Source organism: Deinococcus depolymerans (assembly GCF_039522025.1).
Lineage (GTDB): Bacteria > Deinococcota > Deinococci > Deinococcales > Deinococcaceae > Deinococcus > Deinococcus depolymerans.
Map to the genome: position 1 here is coordinate 1 of NZ_BAAADB010000021.1, position 20,535 is coordinate 20,535.

At 69.7% G+C, this 20,535-nt stretch carries 22 protein-coding genes; 13 read left to right on the forward strand and 9 right to left on the reverse strand.

Going from position 1 to position 20,535, the window contains the following annotated elements; translation table 11 throughout:
* Positions 1–682: 682 nt before the first annotated feature.
* From ABDZ66_RS11105 to ABDZ66_RS11130, 6 genes are all read left to right on the forward strand, one after another.
* Positions 683–1,396, forward strand: a complete 714-nt coding sequence (locus tag ABDZ66_RS11105; RefSeq protein ID WP_343758819.1) for a transposase — start codon at positions 683–685, stop codon at positions 1,394–1,396.
* A gap of 554 nt (positions 1,397–1,950) precedes the next feature.
* Positions 1,951–2,271 carry an ArsR/SmtB family transcription factor gene (locus ABDZ66_RS11110; RefSeq protein ID WP_343758822.1) on the forward strand — a complete coding sequence of 107 codons (321 nt, stop codon included), beginning with the start codon at positions 1,951–1,953 and terminating at the stop codon, positions 2,269–2,271.
* Positions 2,272–2,280: 9 nt separating this feature from the next.
* The gene (locus ABDZ66_RS11115) at positions 2,281–2,742 is read left to right on the forward strand and encodes an arsenate reductase ArsC (RefSeq protein WP_343758824.1); all 462 of its coding nucleotides are present in this window, start codon (positions 2,281–2,283) and stop codon (positions 2,740–2,742) included.
* 1 nt (position 2,743) lies between these two features.
* The gene (locus tag ABDZ66_RS11120; protein ID WP_343758827.1) at positions 2,744–3,430 is read left to right on the forward strand and encodes an MIP/aquaporin family protein; all 687 of its coding nucleotides are present in this window, start codon (positions 2,744–2,746) and stop codon (positions 3,428–3,430) included.
* Entirely contained in the window at positions 3,427–4,146 is a 720-nt protein-coding gene (locus ABDZ66_RS11125) for a metallophosphoesterase family protein (RefSeq protein WP_343758829.1), read from the forward strand. The genes ABDZ66_RS11120 and ABDZ66_RS11125 overlap by 4 nt, the downstream gene beginning before the upstream one ends.
* 406 nt (positions 4,147–4,552) lie before the next feature.
* Complete coding sequence (locus ABDZ66_RS11130; RefSeq protein WP_343758831.1) at positions 4,553–5,125, forward strand: DUF6428 family protein; 573 nt, start codon at positions 4,553–4,555, stop codon at positions 5,123–5,125.
* A gap of 116 nt (positions 5,126–5,241) precedes the next feature.
* Here the strand turns inward: ABDZ66_RS11130 and ABDZ66_RS11135 are convergent, their stop codons facing one another.
* From ABDZ66_RS11135 to ABDZ66_RS11145, 3 genes are all read right to left on the reverse strand, one after another.
* Positions 5,242–6,204 (reverse strand): vWA domain-containing protein, encoded by a 963-nt coding sequence (locus tag ABDZ66_RS11135; protein WP_343758833.1) that lies wholly within the window; start codon positions 6,202–6,204, stop codon positions 5,242–5,244.
* A 424-nt stretch (positions 6,205–6,628) separates the two neighbouring features.
* Positions 6,629–7,882, reverse strand: a complete 1,254-nt coding sequence (locus tag ABDZ66_RS11140) for a hypothetical protein (RefSeq protein WP_343758834.1) — start codon at positions 7,880–7,882, stop codon at positions 6,629–6,631.
* Positions 7,875–8,387, reverse strand: coding sequence for a hypothetical protein (locus tag ABDZ66_RS11145; protein WP_343758835.1), 513 nt, complete (start codon positions 8,385–8,387; stop codon positions 7,875–7,877). The genes ABDZ66_RS11140 and ABDZ66_RS11145 overlap by 8 nt, the downstream gene beginning before the upstream one ends.
* Before the next feature lie 283 nt (positions 8,388–8,670).
* On the opposite strand from ABDZ66_RS11145, the gene ABDZ66_RS11150 reads away from it, so the two are divergent.
* Positions 8,671–8,832: a hypothetical protein gene (locus tag ABDZ66_RS11150; protein WP_343758836.1), complete on the forward strand. Its 162-nt coding sequence runs from the start codon at positions 8,671–8,673 to the stop codon at positions 8,830–8,832.
* 40 nt (positions 8,833–8,872) lie between these two features.
* A complete protein-coding gene (locus tag ABDZ66_RS11155; protein ID WP_343758837.1) occupies positions 8,873–10,219 on the forward strand; it encodes a tetratricopeptide repeat protein in 1,347 nt (448 codons plus the stop codon).
* 154 nt (positions 10,220–10,373) lie between these two features.
* Here ABDZ66_RS11155 and ABDZ66_RS11160 read toward each other — a convergent pair whose 3' ends face one another.
* The 6 genes from ABDZ66_RS11160 to ABDZ66_RS11185 all read right to left on the reverse strand — a co-directional run bounded on the left by ABDZ66_RS11160 (position 10,374) and on the right by ABDZ66_RS11185 (position 15,597).
* Entirely contained in the window at positions 10,374–11,459 is a 1,086-nt protein-coding gene (locus ABDZ66_RS11160; protein WP_343758838.1) for a hypothetical protein, read from the reverse strand.
* A gap of 292 nt (positions 11,460–11,751) precedes the next feature.
* Positions 11,752–12,219, reverse strand: coding sequence for a YeeE/YedE family protein (locus ABDZ66_RS11165; RefSeq protein WP_343758840.1), 468 nt, complete (start codon positions 12,217–12,219; stop codon positions 11,752–11,754).
* Positions 12,216–12,791: a YeeE/YedE family protein gene (locus ABDZ66_RS11170; protein ID WP_343758841.1), complete on the reverse strand. Its 576-nt coding sequence runs from the start codon at positions 12,789–12,791 to the stop codon at positions 12,216–12,218. Before ABDZ66_RS11170 ends, ABDZ66_RS11165 begins: the two co-directional genes overlap by 4 nt.
* A gap of 186 nt (positions 12,792–12,977) precedes the next feature.
* A complete protein-coding gene (locus ABDZ66_RS11175; protein ID WP_343758842.1) occupies positions 12,978–13,754 on the reverse strand; it encodes a sulfite exporter TauE/SafE family protein in 777 nt (258 codons plus the stop codon).
* On the reverse strand, positions 13,751–14,068 hold the full coding sequence (locus ABDZ66_RS11180; RefSeq protein WP_343758843.1) for a rhodanese-like domain-containing protein: 318 nt from the start codon (positions 14,066–14,068) through the stop codon (positions 13,751–13,753). Before ABDZ66_RS11180 ends, ABDZ66_RS11175 begins: the two co-directional genes overlap by 4 nt.
* A 131-nt stretch (positions 14,069–14,199) precedes the next feature.
* Positions 14,200–15,597: an MBL fold metallo-hydrolase gene (locus ABDZ66_RS11185; RefSeq protein WP_343758844.1), complete on the reverse strand. Its 1,398-nt coding sequence runs from the start codon at positions 15,595–15,597 to the stop codon at positions 14,200–14,202.
* Positions 15,598–15,736: 139 nt separating this feature from the next.
* Between ABDZ66_RS11185 and ABDZ66_RS11190 the strand changes: the two genes are divergently transcribed.
* The 5 genes from ABDZ66_RS11190 to pstB all read left to right on the forward strand — a co-directional run bounded on the left by ABDZ66_RS11190 (position 15,737) and on the right by pstB (position 20,531).
* A complete protein-coding gene (locus ABDZ66_RS11190; protein ID WP_343758845.1) occupies positions 15,737–16,642 on the forward strand; it encodes a LysR family transcriptional regulator in 906 nt (301 codons plus the stop codon).
* 37 nt (positions 16,643–16,679) lie between these two features.
* Positions 16,680–17,705: a phosphate ABC transporter substrate-binding protein PstS gene (pstS, locus tag ABDZ66_RS11195; protein WP_343758846.1), complete on the forward strand. Its 1,026-nt coding sequence runs from the start codon at positions 16,680–16,682 to the stop codon at positions 17,703–17,705.
* Positions 17,706–17,872: 167 nt separating this feature from the next.
* Entirely contained in the window at positions 17,873–18,889 is a 1,017-nt protein-coding gene (gene pstC, locus ABDZ66_RS11200; RefSeq protein ID WP_343758847.1) for a phosphate ABC transporter permease subunit PstC, read from the forward strand.
* 65 nt (positions 18,890–18,954) lie between these two features.
* Complete coding sequence (gene pstA, locus ABDZ66_RS11205) at positions 18,955–19,749, forward strand: phosphate ABC transporter permease PstA (RefSeq protein ID WP_343759012.1); 795 nt, start codon at positions 18,955–18,957, stop codon at positions 19,747–19,749.
* A 23-nt stretch (positions 19,750–19,772) separates the two neighbouring features.
* A complete protein-coding gene (pstB, locus tag ABDZ66_RS11210) occupies positions 19,773–20,531 on the forward strand; it encodes a phosphate ABC transporter ATP-binding protein PstB (protein WP_343758848.1) in 759 nt (252 codons plus the stop codon).
* Positions 20,532–20,535: the final 4 nt, after the last annotated feature.

Here is a 20,535-nt window from a genome sequence, read left to right on the forward strand (position 1 = left end):
ACAGGCGGGGTTCTGACAGACGAAACTCTCGAGTGGGAGCTCTTTTGACACGTCCGGGGATAGGCCCCGGACGCTCCCATTTCAGTGGTGTCGGGCATAGTTCCAGCCAACTACCCTCTTTCCAGTGGGGAGACCTGACCGCCCTGACCGCCTGACAGAAATTATGAGAAAGCGTCCCCGGTAGGGGACACTTTCTGTTTGTGAAGACCGAAAATGCCACCGGGGACGCCTCACGACTCTACCAAGCCATCCTGCCTCATCTCCAGGGTGCCCTGTGGAACGACGTTCGCAACGCCCATACCCTCGCCTGGATGATCACGGGAATGCTGCTCTCAAGGCGCAGCACACCCTCTTTCTGGCTCCCTCACGTTCACTCCCGCGCAGCGTTCGCGCAGAGCAGCGAACGCCGCTTTCAGCGCTGGTTATGCAATAAGCACTTCAACCGAGCCTGCTCTACGGTCCGATCATCACTCGCGCACTCCGCGAGTGGGGCCAGGACACCCTGGTCCTCGCCCTGGATACCAGCGTCCTGTTCGAGAAATTCTGCCTCATCCGGGTATCCGTCCTGTTCCGTGGGCGGGCCGTTCCACTGGTGTCCCGGGTGCTCGGGCATTCCAGTGCACAGGTCGATACGGACGAATTGCTCCCGGTGCTCGCAGAGACCAAAGGTCTCCTAGACTTTGTGGGCATTCGTCAGGTCCGCCTGCTGGCGGACCGGGGTTTCTGCGATACCGACCTGATGGCATGGCTCCAGCACTGCGGATGGACTTACCGCATCCGTATCAAATCCACCCTGATCCTCAGCACGCCAGACGGGCAGCGCCTCTGCAAGATCAGCGACGTGAAACTCCAACCGAGGGAAACGGCGTGCTTCCACCATGTGCGTCTGACCGGACGGCAATTCGGGCCGGTGCACGTCGTTCTAGGTCGTCCATCAGACGACCCGGAGCAATGGCAGGTGGTGAGCAACGAGCCCACCAGCGTGGAAACCTTTGGCGAGTACGGCGAGCGCTTCCAGATCGAGGAAGGGTTCCTAGACGAGAAAAGCGGCCTGTTCGAGCTGGAAGCGTCCAAGCTGCGGGATGTGAACAGCCTGGAACGGCTGGTCATGGTGATCTCGGTGGCGATGTTGGTGCTGGTGTCCGAAGCGCTGGACGTGGTGGAGCGTGGGGATCGACGCGTCGTCGATCCCCACTGGCAGCGCGGATTGAGCTACCTGAAGATTGGGCACAAAGCGATGAGCTACGCGCTGAGTCGAGGTCAGAGGTTCTTCAGAACCCTGAGATTGCATGGTGGCCCGGACCCCGAGCCACCGAAACCCAGAAAGCGTGGCCAGCCGTCCTCGTTGGAAGCACTCAAGAACGGCTGGCACGTCAGTTTTCACTTCATCTCATAAAATCTGTCAGGCCGTCAGGTGGGGAGACTGGGAGTGATTCGAGGTCTCTATTCAACACTGTCCAGATTCTGGGGAGCAGACCACACACTCCGGTCCCCCTGCACGAGGCGGAAGTCCGGCAGAATCACGCCCCCGGGCACCGGCACGAGGTCCACCTCGCGTTCGAGCGTCCAGGGCGTGTCGAGTTTCGCGAATCGCTCTGCGCATCCGCTCTCCAGAGTTCCCCACGCCTGTGGGGATGGCCCGTGGGACAGCATGGACAGAAACATAACCACCCGGAGTTCCCCACGCCGCTGCATGGCGACTCCTTGAAAGTGCCGGGAATGCGGCGTGTCGGCACTTTCTGGCGGAGAGCCATACGGCCGGGGATGTGGTTCAGGGAGAGCCCCGGCGTGCCCTGTGAGGCGAAAAAGGGGAAGTGCCAGTGCCGAGCATCAGACTGGCCTTTCCCGGTCAAGCGCACTGTCCTGGGGTCGCGGCGCCTGGAACCGGTGAGCCGCAGGAGGTCACAGTGGTCGCCGACCACGAACTTGAGGACCGAATAGAATGGATGGGTGACGACCCTGACTTCCCCCACGGTGCTGGATCAGCTCAAAGCGCTGGCGCAGGATACCCGCTATGAACTCGTGCGGCATCTGGCCCAGGGTGAACGTTGTGTCTGCGACCTGGAAGCCCTGCTGGATCTTCCGCAGTCCAAGGTGTCCTATCACCTGAGTCTGCTCAAGGAAGCGGGGCTGGTGACTGCGGAACAGCGCGGCAAGAATATGTACTACACCTTGAAGACCGGTCCGTTGTTTCTGCTGGGTGGGCAGCTCCTCGCTGATCTCTTTTCAGATCATCCGCACCTGACACATCAAGTCAAATCGGTGTGTTAGCGTCAGCGTATGATCCGCGTCCTGATTCTCTGCACGCACAACTCGGCCCGGTCCCAGATGGCCGAAGCCCTCACCCGGGATGCTGCCCGGCGCCTCGGCGTCGATCTGGACGTGCATTCCGCCGGCACGGAAGCCACCCGCGTCAAGGACGACGCGAAAACCGTCATGGCTGAACTCGGCCTGGACCTGAGCACGCACACCAGCAAGACCCTCTGGGACGTCCCGGACGCCCAGAACTTCGATTACGTGGTGACCGTGTGCGACAGTGCCGCCGAAGCGTGCCCCGCGTACCCCGGCAAGACCACCCGGCGGCACTACCCCTTCGTGGATCCCTCGGGCGGCAGCCTCGACCGCTGGCGCGCCGTGCGTGACCAGCAGAAGGCGCAGTTCGGGGCGTTCGTGCAGGCGCTGAAGGACGGCCGGGACGTGCCGGCCACGTACGAGGACAGCCCCGCCGTCCCGGTGGCCTGAGGTGGGCGTTCCCCTCTCCCGGGCGGTCACTGCAGAAGGGCTGGGCACCTTCGCCCTGGTGTTCTTCGGCCCTGGCGCGGCTGTCGTGCAGGCCCAGACCGGTGCCCTGGGTCACCTCGGGGTCGCGGCCGTCTTCGGCCTGACCGTCACGGCCGTGATCGCCGCACTGGCCCCCATCAGTGGCGCTCATATCAACCCGGCCGCGACGTTTGCGCTGACGCTCGCCGGTCAGTTCCCGAGAGCGCGCGTGCTGCCGTATGTCGCTGCTCAATTGCTCGGTGCGTCCCTGGCGGCCTTCACGCTGCTGGCCCTGTTCGACCTGAAGGGCAACCTGGGCGTCACCCTGCCGGCCGGGAGCGTGACGCAGGCGTTCGTGCTTGAAGTGATCCTGACCTTCTTCCTGCTTCTGGTGGCGCTGCGTTCCGGGTTGCCGTGGGTGGTCGGCGGTGTCGTCGCGCTGGAGGCCGCGATGGGTGGTCCGATCACCGGGGCGAGCATGAACCCCGCGCGTTCCTTCGGCCCGGCGCTGGCCAGCGGCATCTGGACGGCCCACTGGCTGTACTGGGTCGCGCCCCTGCTGGGTGCGGCGCTCGCGGTTGCCGTCAATCACCTGCTCGCGCCCACGGCCCCGGTCAAACCTCAGCCGCAGCAGGCGCAGGAATTCGTGCCTGAAGGAGATCCGGCGTGAAGATCGCGGTCTTTGGCGACGTGCACGGCAACCGCTTCGCGCTTGAGGCGGTCGCCAGGGACATCGAGGCGCATCAGCCGGACGTCTGGGTGAACCTGGGGGATCAGCTGTTCGGCGGCGCCGATCCAGCCGGCGCGTGGCACCTCCAGCAGCAGCTCAGGGCGCAGCACGGGGTTCTGGAGGTGCGGGGCAACACGGACGAACGCCTCGGCCAGCCTCTGACCGAAACGACTGAGAAACGCGAGATGCTCGCGTGGCTGCACGCTCAGCTCCCTGAAGGGGCAGGCGCGTCCGTCGCGGCCCTGCCGACCAGTGTCACTCTGACGGGCGGGGAGGTGCTCGCGGCGCACGGCACGCCAGACTCCGCGTGGACGTACCTCCTGCGTGACGGGAAGGCCTGGGCCAGTGACGACCTCGTGCAGGAACGCCTGGGTGACACTGGGAACGCCCGCGTGGTGATCGTGGGGCACTCGCACCTGGAGCACGTGCGCCAGATCGGTTCCCTGACGGTCGTCAACGCCGGCGCGGTGTCACGGCAGAAAGACGGCTCCCCGCTGGCGCGCTGGGTGCTGCTCGAGGGCGGGGACGGGATCTGGACGGTGACGTTCCGGCGAGTGCCGTACGACACCGAGTCGGCCGCCCGGTGGGCCGAGAAGCACGCGTATCAGGGCGCGAGGGAAGCGGCGCAGCTGCGCGCCGGGAAGATCTCGAAATGAAACGCTACGACGTGGTCATCGTGGGGGCGGCCCCGCCGGGCTGACCGCCGCGATCCACACCGGCCGCGCCAGGGCCGTGCCACCGCCCACGCTGCCTGCGGCTTCACGGGTGAGGGTGTCTGCACCTGCGACGTCCAGGAACGCCTGGGACTCTGGCAGCCCACCACCAGCCACCACATGAAGATCCTCGTCGGGGCCGGTCCCGTCACCACCGAGAAACGCAGCAGGTGGACGTACCGCACCCTCAGCGACCAGGGCCTGCACCTCGCGCGCTCCGCTCGCCCGACCGACGCCGGACCGCCCGACCCCACCCGTGACCGTGCCGCTGCCGGTCTCCACCTCCTCCTGCCTGACCTGCTGATCATTTCCCCTTCTGCACCGAAGGGCGTCGATAAGGAGATCCGTTATGACCCGAACCCTGCCGCTGCCCACCCTGCCGCTGCCCATTCCCGGCCTCAGCGAGTGCACCACCACGGGCGCCCTGATCACTGCCCTGCGCACCCTGCCGCAGCGACCCTTGCAATTCCACCTGCACGGGCAAGTGCTCGTCCCGGCCGGCTATCACGTCACCGAGGTCAAGGCCGTCACCATCGAAGCGATGGACTGCGGCGGGACGGCCAACGCCTGGCGGGAGACCGTCATTCAGCTCATGGACGGCAGTGCCGAGGAAGCGAAGGCCGGCTTCATGACCAACCGCAAGTTCCTGGCCATCTACGACCGCGTCGTCAAGCACATCCCCGTGCGCGACGAGGCCGAAGTGCGCTTTGAATACGGCAGTACCAGCGCTCCTGCCCTGCAGTACCACGTCACCCACATCGACATTCAACCCGACGCGATCACCGTTCACCTGCGCACACCGGGCGTCCGGTGCAAGGCGGGAGACGCCTGCGGCCTCCCCGCCGGTGCGGCCGGTGCGGCCGGTGACAGCTGTGAGCCTGCCTCCGGCTGCTGCGCCCAGGCACCCGTCACCCTCGGTTGATGAGCTTCAGGGCAGTGTCCACGGGGACGCGTGGACACTGCCCGTCTTCCGTGTGGGCTGTGAACGGTTCCGGCCGCCCCTGCGTTGGCGGCCGGAACTGGGGGTTCAGGCGGGGGTCAGCGGACCGTGAAGGCGAAGGGCACTTCGACCGTGGTGGCCTTGCGGTCGGGGGCGCTCACGACGACGTTCAGGGTGCCGGTCACGTCGGTTCCCGCGGTGGGTTTCTGCGTGAAGACGAGTTCCACGCAGCCCTGCGCGCGGAAGGCGTTGTACATCCGATCGAAGAACCCGTCGAGTGCGGCGGCGTCGCTTGCCTTCTGAAACAGGCCGCCAGTGGCGGTGGTGATGTCCTCAAGGGCGCTGAAGTCGAGGGTGTTCTGCGCGTCCAGCCCGATGGCGTACACCTTGGTGCCGTTGGCGCGGGCGGTGTTAATCGCTTCCTGGTACTGGTTGACGTAAGCGTTGTCTTCTCCGTCGGTGAGGATCAGCACGGAGCCGTTGCTGCCGCCTGTTCGTTTGACGAGCGTACTGGCGTCCACGATGGCGCCGTACAGCGGCGTCGTCCCGCGCGCGAACGTGGCCCGGTCAACGCCGCTGTTCAGGAGTGCCTGGTCCGCCGTGAAGTCCTGCCACAGGTAGGACACCCTGAGGCCGGCGTTGGGGGGCGTGCTGGCATCGAAGGACGCGACGGCGGCGCGGTCCTGACTGCTCATGCGGGCGATGAACCGTTTGGCCGCCTGACTGCGGAGTTTGTTCGGGTCAGTGGTGGTCATGCTGCCGGTGCTGTCGAGGCTGATGGCGGCGGTGATGGTGTCCTGCACCTGCACCTGTCCGCAGACGCGGGCCGTGGCGGTTCCGGCGCTGATGGTCTTGACGGCGGCGCTGTCGAGTTTGCCGTTCGTGACGATGCTGGTGTTGTTCAGGGGCGTGAAGCCGACCTGGTAGGTGGTGGCGTTGACGACCCGGACGCCGTTGACGGTGCCGGTGGTGGCTGCCGGTGTCGTGGGGGCCAGCTCGCGGGTGCATGAGGCGAGGAGGCCGGTGGTGAGGAGCAGGCTGGTCAGCAGCACTTTGTTCATGGGTGTTCTCCTTGGGCGGTGAAGTGAAGCCGCGTTCAGATCGCGGGGCCCTGTGAGGAAAATATTTGCAAGAGGTCTGTATTCAGATAAAAAAGCAAGTCCATATCGGAAGAACAGGGGAAACGGGTCTGTGCCTGTTTCTTCAGCCACCGAAGGGAGGCCAGAGTGCGACCTTCATGCCCAGCCTCTCCGCTCGCCTGCGCAGGCCCCCGCGTCAGCTCTACCCCGGTGGAACTGGCCATGCAGGCCGTTCCACCGGGGTCCGTCTGATACGGATTCCGTTTGTTTCGCCGACAATCCGGAACTTCACCGGATTGCCGACTCCACGTCCGGAACCCGCCCAGCTCCCACTCTGCGGAGCAGCTCTCCGAGTCGCTTCGCTCGGACCCAGCGGGCTTTGCAGCCCATTCAATCGGAGTCCGTATTACTCCTGCTCTGCCCCGTCCAGCCTGCGCTCGCGGTGGAGGTGCTGCGGGCGCAGGCTGCCCTGCTGCGCCGTGGTGAAGCTCCACGCATGCAACTGTCCATTCACGGTCACGGCCGCCTGCACGGTGGCCCCCGCCGGGAGGGGCGTGCGCGGGATCACGATCACGGCGCCCTGCCCTTTCAGGATGCGCCGCCCCGTCTCCTGCGCGCTGACCGGACCGCCCGTGTAGTTCCCGGCCGGGTCGGTGGTGTTCACGTACTGGGTGCTGCCGTACGCGCAGGCTGGAACGGCCTTGCCGCCCACCTGCACGCTCGGGAGGGTCGCCGTGGTCTCGGTGCCTGGGGTGGTCATCACGAACAGGGGCAGGCCCGTCGTGCCGGTGAAGCCCGCGCAGGGGGTCAGTGGGTCCGGCCACTCTCCACCGCTGTAACTCAGCAGGTCCGTCACGGCGCCGTCGCCGGGGTACTGGACGGTCTGGGCGCTGTTGCCGGGGCGGTCGCTGACCGTGACGGCGCCGCCTGCCGGAAAGTACCCGCCGGGCAGCGGCGTGGTGCGGACGTACAGGCCGACGGCGCTGCTGCGCAGGTTCCGGTCCAGCATGCCCATGCCGTGAAACGGCGCGCCGATGAGAACGTCGACGACGTCCGTGTTCCGGCGCAGTTCATCCAGGGTCGGCGCGTACCACATCACGTTGCTCTGCTCCGCGCAGGCCCGGCCCTCCGGGGTCGCGTGCGGCAGGGACAGGTCCTCGGTGTGGCCGCGGGTGTTGTTGTGCACCGCGTACCGGCCGTGCAGCCAGCAGTTCATGCTGCCCGGCACGTCGAACGGCACGCCGGGCAGGTGGGCGCTGCGGCGCAGGTCGTTCAGCCGACGCTGCTCCCGGTCGATCACGTCGCCCACCTCGACCGGCAGGCGCACGCTGCGGGTCAGGGTGCCGTCCGTGACGGTCAGCGCGACCGGCACGTACCCCTGCAGCGGAAGGTCTCCTCTGGCCTGCAGGCGGACGTCCACCTGTTCCCCGGCGCTCGTGACCGACGCACTCAGGCCCGGCAGGGGGCTCTGGACGGTCAGCGTGACGGGCGCCGCATGCCCGCCGGTCCGGGAGAGGCGGAGCGTCACGGTCGAGTCCGTGCCGGGCCACACGCGGGTGGGCGCAGGAGCCTGCAGGCTGAAATCCGGCTTGGGCGGGCCGGCCAGCTCTTGACAGGCGGTGAGCAGGAGCAGCGTCAGGAGCAGTGGGCGCCTAGTCATGGGGGACCTCGGTGGGGGGGAGCATGGCGCGGCTCAGGTCTTGGTGACCCGTGACGTGCAGGATGGGCGGCGTCTCGTGCACCAGCGTGCCGGTCAGGTGGACGTACCCTTCGCGGAGTTCCGGGGCGCGCAGCAGGTAGGTGTGGCGGTCCGGGGTGACGGCCAGCAGGTCGGCCCCCACGCGCTGGATGCGGGCCGTGACGCTGAGTGAGGTGCCCAGTGGCGCCGTCGGGGAGGTGCGCGGCTGCCGGCGGGGATCGCCGGGCAGGCGGGCATTGTGGACGATCAGGCGGGGCGCGGGGCCGTTCCAGAGCTGACCCCAGACGTCCAGGCGGGTGCCGTGCCGGGGACTCCAGTCGAACGGTTCTCCGGAAAGCTCGAGGTGCGAGCCGGCGTCGTGCAGGGTGGCGCCGGTCACGCTGCGGCTGTAGATGCCGGTCACGAGGACCAGCGTGCCGTCCGGAACGCCGGGCAACTCATGGAGTGGCAGGGTCCGGTAGGTCATGGGGCTGCCTGGACGGCCGGACAGGTGGACGCGGCGGGCGTGGTTGCCGTGGAGGGCGCTGTGCAGGTCGGTTCGGTCATGCGGGGTTCACGCCCTGACGGTAGGGCGTCCATGTGCAGATTCAGACCCGATTGCAAGTCCAGTGATGCCCGGTCCCGGGGCCGGCCCCCGACTGGCAGTGCCGGTCCCCCCGCCGGTCTCCGGGCGGGTTTCCCGGGGCGTCACGCATGCAGGTGCGGGGGCCGCCGGTCCATTCACCCGGCCGCCCCCCGCGGAGGCCCTCATGAAGACGCTGCACATCATCCTGATTCTGTCTGGCCTGACCACACAGGCCCACGCCCGCGACGAGGGCGGGGTGGTGCCGGTGCCCGGCTTCCAGTTCACCCTCACCCAGGCGCCGGCGTGCCCCCCTGATCCCCCGGGTGAAGTTCCCGTGCTCAGGTGAGCCCCGGCCCGACCCGCGCAGACGCCATCATGATCTCCTCATGGGTGATTTTCAGCAGTATCTCGACGCGTACGCGCTGTTCCTCGCCGGGCAGTACCAGGCGGCCCTGGACCTCCTGGACGCCCGGCCGATCGTGGACGCCCTGCATCACGCCCGGCAGCGGGCCTACGCCCTGCACTACCTGGGGCGCGTGGAGGAGGCGTACGCCGGGATCGAACAGGCCGCCCACATCGCCGAGACGGAACGCCCGGTCCAGCGGAGCGCGGTCTACATCGACTGGGCCGTCATGCTGATGCGCGACCAGCGTTTCGAGGAGGGCTTCCGGCTCTACCATCAGGCGCTCGCCCACGCCACCGAACCCGAGGAGCGCGCCACGACCCTCTACAACCTCGGCTGGACGTACCTGCGCCGCGGACACCTCGACCACGCCCTCGACGCGCTGCACGAGGGCTACGCCCTGACGCGCGGCAGCCGTCAGGAACGCCTGCGCTGGCGCGGCCACCTGTTCCGCTGCGCCCTGGCCCTGCACGCCCGCGCGTGCGGCCAGTTTGACCTCGCGCTCGGGCGCGCCCGGCAGGCCACCCGACTCGCCGGGAACGACCGGGCCGGCGTGTACGCCTGGAACGTCCTGGCCGGCACCCTGCGTCTCACCGGGCAGACCGGCGCCGCCCGCGAGGCCCAGCAGCGCGCCCTGAGCCTCGCCGGAGACGGCGCCGCTCACGATGCTGAGGCCCTCTACCTGGCCCTGATCGACCTCGGCGGCCCGGACGCCGGGGCGGCCCGCGAGACCCTGCGGCGCCTCGCGCCACGCACCGCTCCCTACGATGCCTGGCGCGCCCGCCTGCACCTCGCCCAGGCGGACCTGCACGCCGGCCGGCCCGACGGGGCCCTGCAGGTGCTCCGCGCGGTCACCGACGCGAATGAACCCTACGTCCTGCTCGACGAGGCGCCCGCCCTGACCGACCTGTACGCCTGCGGACGGACCGCCGGTCTGATCCTCCCGGCACCCGCGGCGCGGCAACCGGCGGCGCTGCACGTCATCTCACGCGGCGCGCCCGGCCTGCACCTGTGCGGCAGACCCCTTCCCGGCGTGCGCCCGCTGAGCGCGGCCGTGATCGCCTACCTTCACCACGAGGGGGCCGCCACGCTCGACACGCTGGCCGGCGCGCTGCTCGACCTGCCGGCCGGTGACGCGCGTGGCCCTGCCCGCATCCGCGCCGCCCTGAACGACCTTCACGACCTGATCGGCACCGACACCCTCACCCGCCTTGGGCGGCGCACCGTCACCCTCGGTCCCGACTGGGTGATCACCACCGATCTGGACGCTCCCGGTCCCGACCCGTTCACGGACCTCTACGGCGAGTGGGTCGCGCAGCTCAGCCGCTGATCAGGCGGACGGCCGTCTGGTACGGACTCCGATTGAATGGGCTGCAAAGCCCGCTGGGTCCGAGCGAAGCGAGGAGGAGCAAAACGGGTTCCGGACGTGGAGTTGACAGATCGGTGGTGTTCCGATCTGTTGACGAAACAAACGGCAGTCCGTATCAGGCCTCGTCCGCCTCCAGCCAGCCCAGCGGGCCGTCCAGCAGGCACGGTCCCTGGCCGTCACGGAGGTCCGTCGACCACACCCACTGCGGCCCCAGCGACAGCCGCCCGCCCCGCAGCCGCACCGCGCCTGAATCCCCCAGCAGGCTCCGCAGGCGCGACACGTGGTACCGCACCTGACCGTACAGCGCCTTTTCCGTGCCCTCCTCCAGCACCGCGTCGGCCACCCGCGGCCAGGGCGCGCCGCCCCGCTCGATCAGGTACGCCAGCAGCGACAGACTCCGCCCCTCGCCACGCATCGGCACGAACGTCAGCCCGCGCTGCACGCCCAGCCGCCCCCGCGTGATCAGCCGCGCCTCATTCGGCGTGGTGGCCGGCTCCGGCAGGCCCAGCGCCGCGCGCACAAGCGGCACACTGCGCGACTCGTCCAGCACCTCGAACCTGAACCCCGCCACGTCCGGCAGCGGACCCGCCGGCCGGCCCGAACGCCGCACCGACTCGGCGTCCTGCAACGCCAGCCTGAGCTGCACGCCCGGCGACAGCCGCGCCGCATCCGGCCGTCCGGCACCCGGATGCACCAGGTCCAGCAGTGCCTGCACGTCCGCCACCGCCGGTGCCGGCGCGTACCGCAGCGCCGCGTAATGATGCCGGACCGACACCAGCGGGTCACCCATCAGGCGCGTCGTGGTCGCCAGCGTCAGGTGCGCCCCGAAGGTGACGGCCGCGTCCACCTGACCGCCCAGCGCCTCGCGCGCGCGGCTCAGGGACGCCTCGAACGACCCCTGCACGCGGTCCACGGTCGCCAGTCCCACCAGCAGCGGCCCCCGCCATGGCCGCGCCGCCCGCTGGGAACGGACCAGTCCCATGCCCTCCTCGAACTGCCCGGCTGCCGCGGCGACCTCCCCGCCCAGCAGCGCGGCCCAGGCCAGGTCATGCAGGACCGCGGCCCGTTGCGGCACGCCCCGCCCGCCCTCGGCCAGCAGGGTCAACCACGCGGCGGGCGGATGACGCCACGACCAGTCCGCCGGGGGTTCGAGCGGGCTGCCCTGCGCCCAGCGACCCAGCGGCGGCGACAGCGGCGTCACGCCGCCACCGGGAACGCCGGCTGCAGGGTCACTCGGCACAGGATCACTGGGTGCAGGATCACTGGGCACAGGGTCACTGGGTGCTGGGCACGGACGGCCGCGCGGTCGGGCGCGGCGCGGCCGGGCGCGGCGCGGCTGTTCCCGGCCCGGCCCGGCGTCCGCCGGAAACCCCCGGGCGGCGGAGGCGCCCACCGCATCAACTGTTCCTTCCCCGCATGCACCCGAGCATAGAGTGTCCGGGGCCACCCGGGACCCGGGCGGGTGCGGGCAGGCGGCCCCCGGGGTGTCCGGGTCAGTGGGGCAGGTGGTCGCGGAGGGCGCCGTACAGCCAGGTTCCCAGGAGCGCGAAGCCCAGCACGACCAGCATGGGCCCCACGCCCGCGCCGAGCAGCGTGAAGACCGGCCCCGGGCACACGCCGGCCAGGCCCCATCCCACCCCGAAGGTCGCGCCGCCCAGCATGTACCGCGTCCAGCCGCGCTCCTTGGGCGTCACCGTGATGCGCTGCCCGTCCAGGCTGCGGGCGCCGCTTCGGCGCAGCCACCACGTGGTGATCATCCCGGTCAGGACCGCCGAGCCGATCAGGCCGAACATGTGAATGGACTGGAAGCGGAACATCTCCTGAATGCGGTACCAGCTGGCCGCCTCGGACTTGATCAGCACCACCCCGAAATACACGCCCATCAGCAGGTAGGCGGGAAGGGCGGTCGCTCGCGTGGCGGCCGGGCCGTGCACGCCGGGAATCCGGGAGGCGCCGCTCACCGGATCACCGTCAGGAACAGCGGCAGCAGCAGGTTGGCGCTGAGAATGCCGCCCGCGAAGAAGGACGCAGTGGCAAGCAGGCTGGGCCGCTGCAGGGTACTCAGACCCGTGATGGCGTGCCCGCTCGTGCAGCCGCCGCCGTAGCGGGTGCCAAAACCCACCAGCAGGCCGGACACGCCCAGCAGCAGCCACACGCCGGGATTGGAGAGATCGGTCAGTTCGGCCGGGACCAGGCCGGGGCGAACCTGAACGCCGAGTGCCTGCACGGACGCCGCGCCCGCTGCCGTGAGACGCGTCGGTTCTGGATTGGCGAACACCAGGCCGGCCAGCAGGCCGCCCAGGATGAGCCCGGCGGCAAAGGTGAGGTTCCAGGCTTCGGCGCGCCAGTTGTAGCGGAAGAAGCCGGGCTTGGCGGCGTCGGGCAGCAGCGCGGCGCAGGCGTGGCGCAGGTTGGCGGAGATGCCGAAGCCTTTATTGCCGATCCACAGGAGGAGCGGGACGGTCAGGCCGATCAGGGGGCCGCCGACCCACCAGGGCCAGGGCGAGCGGAGCAGGTCAAGCAGGTCAGTCATAGTCACCTTGATGAGCGGCAGGGCCGTCATACGGCCTCTGATTGAAGGGGGTCGCGAACCCTTCGATCCGGGCAGAGCGGGCAGGAGAGAACCGGGCTGTCGGGCGTGGCGTTGGCAACCCGGCGTTGTTCCGGATGGTTGACGAGGCCAGGCGGCAGTCCGGATCAGGACGGAGAGCGGAGCAGGTCAGTGAACGCCGCTTTCCACCGCGGGCGGGTTGAGCACTTTGGGCACGTTGGTTCCCAGGACGTACAGGCCCATCACGATCAGGAAGGCCGCAAATCCCCGGCGGAGTGTCACCTGCGGCAGGCGGCAGCCGATTCGGGCGCCCACCTGGCTGCCCGCCACGCCGATCACCGCGAACACGGCGATCAGGGGCCAGTGCAGGGCCGCGCTGCCCTGATCGAGGTGCTTGAGAAACCCGGCGGCGCTGTTCAGGGTGATGATGCTCAGGCTGGTGCCCACCGCGAGACCCATGGGCAGGCCGCCCAGCAGCACCAAGGCCGGCACGATCAGGAACCCGCCGCCCACGCCGACCACGCCCGTCAGAACGCCCACCCCGGCCCCCTCCAGCGCGGTCAGCCACGCCGGGTGGGTGGACGCGCCGGGTGCGGGCGGCGGGCGGAACATCAGTGTCGCGGCGAGCAGCATCACCACGGCGAAGATCAGCAGTTGCGTGCCGCCACTCAGGTGCGCGCTCAGCGCCGAGCCGGCGGCCGTGCCGAGCATGCCGGGCAGGCCGAACAGCGCCACGCGCCGCCAGTCGATCTGCCGTTTCAGCGCGTACGGCAGCGTGCCGAACAGGCTGATCAGCCCGACGATCGCGAGACTTTCGGTGATGGCGAGCTTCTCGGGTTCACCGACGAGGTAGACCAGCACGGGCACGGTCAGGATGCTGCCCCCGGAGCCCAGCAGGCCGAGACTCAATCCGATCAGGGCCGCGCCTATCCAGGCCAGGATCACGGCCGGTCGCCGGTCACCAGGTCGCGGCTCTCGCGTGTCCAGCCGACGGTGCCGCCCATCAGGTTCATCAGGCGCTGACGGCCCAGGCCGGCCAAGTACGCGGCGGCCTGCGAGGAGCGGTTGCCGCTGGCGCAGACCAGCACCGCGCCGTCGGGCACTTCCCCCTCCCGGCCCTGGAGTTCGGTGAGGGGGAGGTTGACGGCCCCGGGCACGTGGCCGCGGCGGTACTCGTCGGCTTCACGCACGTCGATCAGGGCGGCGCCGGCGCGGCGGTGAAGGTCGAGTTCGTTCGGGAAGAGGTCGGTGTAGGTCATCACTTGATTCCTTTGGGGGGGGCGGCGGGGCTGGTGGCGCGCGGCCCGGAGCAGGGGGCGTGCCGACGCCGGTTGAACGGGGGAGATCCGTTCAACCCGGACGGCGGCCCAGGGGGGAGGGGGCGGCCCGGTCAGACCGGGGAGGCGGTCGGCGCGGCCTGCTCGCGGACGTACGCTTCGTACCCGCCGGCCAGTTCGTTCACGTGGAAGCCCCGGGCGCGCAGGAGGCTGGCGGCGGCGGCGCTGCGCGCGCCACCCTGGCAGTGGACGACGATCTCGCGGTCGCGTGGCAGGGTGGCGAGGTTCCAGGCGAGGCGTCCGGCGTGCAGTTGCTCCGCGCCGGGAATGGCGCCGGCCTGGTGTTCGGTCCTGTTGCGCACGTCGAGGATCAGGGCGTCGCGGTGCTGCGCGAGTTCGGCGGCCGGGAAGGGCCGGGCGGGCGCGGTGGGCAGGCCGTCGGGGCTGGTGACGTACCCGGCGACGGTGTCCAGGCCGACCATCCACAGGCGGCGGCGCAGCGTCTCGGCGTGCGTGGCGTCGCGGGCCAGCAGGACGTACGTGGTGTCTTCGGGGCGCAGCAGCCATCCGGCCCAGGTTTCGAAGGTGTTGCCGTCGGGGATGTTCACGCTGCCCTGCGGCGCGGCGGCCTGGTGCGCCTCTTTCGGGCGGGGGTCGATGAGCAGGCCGCCGGCACGCACGTGGGCGTGCAGCGCGTCGGCGCTCAGCGGCGGCAGGGGGGCCGCGTCGCCCAGCAGGGCGGGGCCGGCCCGGTTCTGCGTCTTCATGCGCCCGTAGTACAGCGGCGCGTCGGGCTGCCCACTGAGCAGCAGGTCGGTGAAGCCGCTCTCGTCGCCGGCGGCGACGAAGGGAGCCCACCAGGCCAGGCGGCGTTCGTAGCCGACGGTGGTGGTGGGGACGGCGCCCAGCGCCTTGCCGCAGGCGCTGCCGGCGCCGTGTCCGGGCCAGACCTGCAGGCTGTCGGGCAGGGTCAGGAACTGGTCGCGCAGGCTGGCGAACATCTGCCGCGCGCCGGTGAAGCGGGTGTCCTCGCCGCCGGCGGCCTCGTCGAGCAGGTCGGGTCGGCCGATGTCGCCGACGAACACGAAGTCGCCCGTGAAGTACATGACGGGCGTGTCGCCGCGCGGGGTGTCGGTCACGAGGAACGAGAGGCTTTCCGGGGTGTGGCCGGGCGTGTGGCGGACCTCGATGCGCAGGTTGCCGACCATGAAGGTCTCGCCGTGCCGGAGCGGCTGGGCCTGGAAGCCGTAGGTCCAGTCGGGGCCGCCCTCGGCGGAGAGCAGCAGTCGGGCGCCGCTGCGGGCGGCGAGTTCGCGGCTGCCGGAGAGGTAGTCGGCGTGGATGTGCGTCTCGGTGACGTGCGTGACGCGGAGGTTCTCGCGGGCGGCGCGGTCGAGGTACGGCTGGATGTCGCGCACGGGGTCGATGACCAGGCATTCGCCGGTTTTCTGGCAGCCGATCATGTAGGACGCCTGGGCGAGGTCGGTGTTGTAGAAGCGTTCGAAGAACATGGGGGACCCTCCTTGGGCTGAATCTGACCGGAAGGTATACCCCCTTGGGGTATCATGCAAGGGTGTGGGCGGCTGGTATCGCGTTCTCCGGTATGAACCATCAGCCACGCCGATATCATGGGCAGGGAGGCCCCCCCCCATGCGCGTGAACCCGGAACAGCTCGTCACCTTCAGCGTCGTCGCGCAGCTCGGCAGCGTCAGCCGCGCCGCGCAGACCCTGAACCTCAGCCAGCCGGCCGTGAGTGGGCAGCTGCGCGCCCTGCAGGACCAGATCGGCCGGCCCCTGTACGTCCGCCGGGGCCGCGGCGTGACCCTCACCGAGGACGGCGAACGCCTGCTCCCGCACGCCCAGGCCATCGCCCGGACCCTGCACGAGGTCGGCGAGCAGATCACGGACCTGCGCCGCCGCCCCCTGACCACCCTGCGCGTGGGCTTCTCGTTCGCCCTCGCCGGCCTGGCCAGCACCGCCGCGCGCCGCGCACTGGAGGCCGGACTGCACCTGCAGGTCGACACCCGCCCCGCCGCCGAACTGGCCGAGGGCGTCCGCAGCGGCGCGCTCGCCGCCGCGCTGCTCGTGACCTCCCCGCAGCGCACCCTGCCGGACCTCGACCTGCACCGCGTCGGCGAGGACCAGCTGCGGCTGGCCGTTCCGCCCGGCCACCCGCTGGCCCGCCACGGCTACGTCGCCCCCCACGCCCTGCGCGGCGAGACGCTGCTGTGGCCCGCACGCGGCTCCGGCGTCCGGTTGCAGACCGAACGCATCCTCCAGGGCGTCGTGCCCGCCCAGGGGATGGAGGTCGGAAGCCTCTGGGCCGCGCTGGAAGGCGTGCGGCGCGGCGACGGCCTGGCGGTCCTGCCGGCCTCGTTCATGGACCGCGACGTGCGCGGCGGCCACCTGCGCTCCCTGGGACTGGAGGCCCCCTCCGTCACGGTCCTGCACGTGCTGGTCACCCCGCCCGCCGCGCTGCTGCCGGCCGCCACCCGCACCCTGATCGACCTGCTGGGCCGCCCGGCCCCGCCCGCCCCCACAACCCGGGCGACGTGACGAACCGCTGACAAAGCGCTGCCACACTCGGCAGCGTATGAAGAAGCTTCTGACCGTTGCAGCTGCGCTCGCCATGACCTCCGCTTCCGCTCAGGGGAGCCTGACGGGTGCCGGCGCGAGCTTCCCCTTCCCCCTGTACAGCAAGATGTTCGCCGAGTACAAGAATGACGCCGGCGTGACCGTCAACTACCAGAGCGTCGGCAGCGGCGCCGGCCAGAAGCAGATCACCGAACGCACCGTCGACTTCGCCGGCAGCGACAACCCCATGAGCGACGAGGCCCTGAAGGCCGCGCCGGCCAAACTGCTGCACATCCCCACCGCCATCGGCGCGGTCGTGCCGTCGTACAACCTGCCCGGCGTCACCAGCCCGCTGAAGTTCACCGGCAAGGTCCTGGCCGACATCTACCTCGGCAAGATCAAGACCTGGAACGACAAGGCCATCGCCGCCCTGAACCCCGGCGTCAGCATTCCCCCGCTGCCCATCACGGTCGCGCGCCGCAGCGACGGGTCCGGCACCACCTTCGTCTTCAGCGACTACCTGAGCAAGGTCAGCACCGAGTGGAAGAGCAAGGTCGGCACCGGCAACAGCCTGCAGTGGCCCGTCGGCACCGGCGCCAAGGGCAACGACGGCGTGGCCGGCGTGGTCAAGAGCACCCCCGGCGCCATCGGCTACGTGGAACTGGTGTACGCCAAGCAGAACAAACTGCCCTTCGGCAGCGTGCAGAACCGCGCCGGGAAGTTCGTGCTGGCCGACAACGCCCCCGCCGCCCTGGCCGCCAAGGGTGTCGTGATGCCCGCCGACACCCGCGTCAGCATCACCAACAGCGCCAACCCCGACTCCTACCCGATCGCGAGCTTCACGTACGTCATCTTCTACCAGGAGCAGAAGTACGCCGGGCGCACCCTGGCCCAGGCGCAGACCCTGAAGAAGCTGCTGACCTGGATGGTCACGGCCGGCCAGAAGTACAACGAGCCGCTGGACTACGCCGCGCTGCCCAGCAACGCCGCCGCCAAGGCCAAGACCATCATCGCCAGCATGACCTTCGACGGCAAGAAATTCTGAGCTGACCAGCGCCGGCCGCCTCGCGGCCGGCCCACGTGGGGGCGGCCTTCCTGACACAGGGAGGGCCGCCCCCGTCCTGCCCCCCCCCACCCCCGCAGCGGGCTGACGCAGGGCTGACGAACGCCGTGTGAACTGTTCGGCAAATGCCCCGGAGGGGCCACGAAACCATGAGCGAACCAACCCAATCCCGCCCGAACCGACTGCCCGCGCCGGCCTCGCTGTCCAGCCGCAGCGACCGGCTGTTCGAGATCCTGATCCTGACGCTCGCCTCGGTCATCGTGCTGGTCTTCGCGCTCAGCATCTACCAGCTGGGCACCGAATCCTGGCCGGCCCTGAAACGCTTCGGTCTGGACTTCTTCACGCAGCGCACCTGGAATCCCGTGCAGGGCTCGTACGGCGCGGTCGCCATGATCACCGGAACGCTGGTCACCAGCCTCGTGGCGCTCGCCATCAGCGTGCCGCTCGCGATTGCCAGCGCCCTGTTCGTCGCCGAGTACGCCCCCAGGTGGCTGGCCAACCCGGTCGGGTACCTGATCGAACTGCTCGCCGCCGTGCCCAGCGTCGTCTACGGCCTGTGGGCGCTGTTCGTGATCGCCCCGGTCCTCAGCCGCTGGGAACAGGGATTCTTCCAGGCACCCGAGAAGATCGCGCTGTACACCGCCTGCAAGAACCTCTGGGACAGCGGGTCCACGACCCTGCAGTGCTTCTTCGTGCCCAGCTCCTTCGACGGGCGCGGCCTGGCGCTCGCCATCATCATCCTGACCGTCATGATCCTGCCGTACACCGCGTCGGTCGCGCGTGACGTGATCCGCCTCGTCCCGCAGGACCAGCGCGAGGCCATGTACGCGCTCGGCGCCACCAAATGGGAAGTCATCTCGCGCGCCATCCTGCCCTACGCCCGCGCGGGCATCATGGGCGGCGTGATCCTCGCGCTCGGCCGCGCGCTCGGCGAGACGCTCGCGGTCGCCATGGTCATCGGCGACAGCCAGGACGCCCTCAAGAGCCTGTTCGGCGGGGCCAGCACCATGGCCTCCGTGATCGCCAACCAGTTCGGTGACGCGCAGGAAGCGCTGCACCGCTCGTCGGTCGTGACGCTCGGCCTGACGCTGTTCTTCCTGAGCGTCATCGTCAACTACGTCGCGCGCCTGATCATCGGCCGCCTGACGCCCAAGGGCATCCAGTGACCAGTTCCGTCCGCACCGCCGCGCCCGCCGGGCGCACCCTGAGCCCCGCCCGCCGCTTCCAGAACATGCTGATGGGCGGCCTGATCCTCCTCGCGACCCTGCTGGTCGTCGCGCCCCTGATCCTGATCTTCGCGTACCTGATCCGCGAGGGCCTGGGCGCCGTCAACCTGGACTTCTTCACGAAGGTGCCCGCCCCGGAAGGCGAGACGGGCGGCGGCCTCGCCAACGCCATCCTGGGCAGCGTCGAGATGCTCGCCATGGCCAGCGTGCTGGGCGTGCTGGTCGGCGTGTCCGGCGGGATCTTCCTCTCCGAGTACCCGCGCCACCCGCTGATGCCCACCGTCCGCATGATCAGCGACGTGCTGGCCGGCATTCCCGCCATCGTCATGGGTCTGGTCGCCTACGGGCTGATCGTGCTGCAGTTCGGGTTTTCCGGGTTCGCCGGGGCGCTCGCGCTGGGGTTCCTGATGATGCCCATCGTGGTCCGCACCACCGAGGAAGTCCTGAAGCTCGTGCCGCAGACCGTGCGCGAGGCCGGACTGGCGCTGGGCCTCCCCAAGTGGCTGGTCACGCTGCGCATCGTGCTGCCCGCCGCGGCCGGCGGGATCGTGACCGGCGTGATGCTGGCCCTGGCCCGCGTGGCCGGCGAGGCCGCCCCGCTGCTGTTCACGGCCTTCGGCAACAGCGCCATCAACCTGGACCCCAGCAAACCCATGAGCGCGCTGCCGCTCGAGATCTACCGCGGCGCCACCAGCGCCTACGACGAGAACCAGCGCCTCGCCAAGGCCGGCGCGCTGCTGCTGATCACCCTGATCTTCCTGACCAGCCTGCTGGCCCGCCGCGCCAGCCGCCGGAAATAACGCCTCCCAAGGAGCCCCTGCACATGACCCCCATCCTCAGCGCCCAGAACGTCAACATCTACTACGGTGAGAAACAGGCCGTCAAGGGCGTGAACCTCGACGTGGAACCCGGCACCGTGAACGCCCTGATCGGCCCCAGCGGCTGCGGCAAGACCACCTTCCTGCGCGCCATCAACCGCATGCATGACCTGACGCCCGGCGCCCGCGTCGAGGGCACCATCCTGCTCGACGGACAGGACGTGTACGGCCCGGGCGTGGACCCCGTGAACATGCGCCGCCGCGTGGGCATGGTCTTCCAGAAACCCAACCCCTTCCCGACCATGAGCGTGTTCGACAACGTCGTCTCGGGCCTGAAGCTCGCCGGGATGCGCGACCAGAAACGCCTGATGGAGATCGCCGAACGCTCCCTGCGCGGCGCGGCCCTCTGGGAGGAGGTCAAGGACCGCCTCAAGACGCCCGCCACCGGCCTCAGCGGCGGGCAGCAGCAGCGCCTGTGCATCGCCCGCGCCCTGGCGGTCGAACCGGAAATCCTGCTGATGGACGAACCCACCAGCGCCCTGGACCCCGCCAGCACCGCCAAGATCGAGGACCTGATGAGCGACCTGAAGAAGGTCACGACCATCGTGATCGTCACGCACAACATGCACCAGGCGGCCCGCGTGAGCGACACCACCAGCTTCTTCCTGAACGGCGACCTCGTCGAGCATGGCGTGACCGACCAGATCTTCACCAGTCCCCGCGACGAACGCACCGAGGCGTACGTCACCGGCCGCTTCGGCTGAGCGC